The 1,994-nt window shown below is 44.6% G+C and carries 1 protein-coding gene; it reads left to right on the top strand.

Annotated features, from left to right (window positions below):
* On the top strand, positions 1-1,994 hold a 1,994-nt coding region (locus FLJC2902T_RS16325; RefSeq protein ID WP_035677523.1), incomplete at both ends, for an HYR-like domain-containing protein.

Raw genomic sequence — 1,994 nt, 5'->3', positions numbered from 1 at the left:
CGGGGCAATGTGCGGGTTCTTATTCTGTAACCAGAACATGGACAGCTACTGATGCCTGTAATAATTCGTCAACAAAATCACAAACTATTAATGTACAGGATGTAACTGCTCCGGTAATCGCGAATTTACCGGTTCCATCAACCATCAACTGTCCTGCTGTTCCTCAATTTGCTCAGGCAACGGCTACAGATGCCTGCGGCTCGTCATTTACACTAACCTTCAATGATGTGACCACTCCGGGACAATGCGCTGGCTCTTATTCTGTTACTAGAACATGGACTGCCACTGATGCCTGTAATAATTCGTCAACGAAATCACAAACCATCAATGTACAGGATGTAACGGCTCCGGTTATTGCGGCGCTACCAGCACCATCAACTATCGATTGTCCGGCAGTACCTCAATTTGCTCAGGCTACGGCTACTGATAATTGCGGTTCAGCGTTCACATTGACTTTCAATGACGTCACTACTCCGGGGCAATGTGCGGGTTCATATTCTGTAACCAGAACATGGACTGCTCGTGATGCTTGTAATAATTCATCAACAGCTACACAAACCATTAATGTTCAGGATGTAACTGCTCCGGTTATTGCGGCGCTACCGGCTCCATCAACCATCGACTGTCCGGCAGTACCTCAATTTACACAAGCTACTGCTACTGATAATTGCGGTTCAGCTTTTACATTGACTTTCAATGATGTGACCACTCCGGGGCAATGTGCTGGGTCTTATTCTGTAACGAGAACATGGACTGCCCGTGATGCTTGTAATAATTCATCAACAGCTACACAAACCATAAATGTTCAGGATGTAACGGCTCCGGTTATTGCGGCGCTACCGGCTCCTTCAACTATTAACTGTCCGGCAGTACCTCAATTTGCACAGGCTACTGCAACCGATAATTGTGGTTCTGCATTTACATTAACCTTCAATGACGTGACCACACCGGGACAATGTGCAGGTTCTTATTCTGTAACCAGAACATGGACTGCTCGTGATGCTTGCAATAATTCATCAACAGCTACGCAAACCATAAATGTTCAGGACGTGACTGCTCCTGTTATTGCGGCGCTACCAGCTCCATCAACTATTAACTGTCCGGCAGTACCTCAATTTGCACAGGCTACTGCAACAGACAATTGTGGTTCTGCTTTTACGCTGACTTTTAATGATGTAACTACTCCGGGACAATGTACTGGTAATTACTCCGTTACCAGAACATGGACTGCTCTTGATGCCTGCGGAAACTCATCAACAAGATCACAAACCATAAACGTTCAGGATGTAACTGCTCCAATAGTTCCACAAGCTCCTGCAAACGTAACTGTTTCTTGTAGTGGTGATATTCCGGCAATGATTTCATTAACCGCAAATGATGCGTGTGGCGGACCAATAACAGCAGTTGGAAATGATGTTTTAACCAGCGGAAGCTGTTCTGGTAGTTTTACTGTAACAAGAACATGGGTGTTTACCGATTTATGCGGAAACACTTCATCAGTAAGTCAGACGATCAACGTTTCAGATACATCAAATCCTGTTTTACCTGCTGCACCTGCAGATATTACTGTCTCTTGTAGTAGTGAAGTTCCAGCTATGACTTCATTAGTTGCATCTGATACCTGCGCAGGTCAAATTTCGGTAATAGGTGTTGACACTACAGTTCCAGGAAATTGTCCGAACTCCTACGTAATTACCCGTAGATGGACATTTGCTGATCCATGTGGAAATACGGCTTCCGTATCACAAACCATCAGTGTTCAAGATACCACAGATCCTATAATTGATGCACTTCCAGCCGCAACAACGATTGATTGTACCCAACAACCACAATTTGCCCAGGCTGTAGCTTCTGATAATTGTAATTTACCTGTAACATTAACGTTTGCTGATGTTACAACACCGGGACAATGTGCAGGCTCGTATTCCATAACAAGAACATGGACAGCGGTTGACGGTTGCGGAAATGCATCGACATCATCACAAACAATTAAT

Origin of the sequence: Flavobacterium limnosediminis JC2902 (genome assembly GCF_000498535.1) — a bacterium.
Classification (GTDB): domain Bacteria; phylum Bacteroidota; class Bacteroidia; order Flavobacteriales; family Flavobacteriaceae; genus Flavobacterium; species Flavobacterium limnosediminis.
The sequence above is the reverse complement of the archived record's forward strand: the minus strand, read 5'-3'. Positions and strand labels throughout refer to the sequence as shown.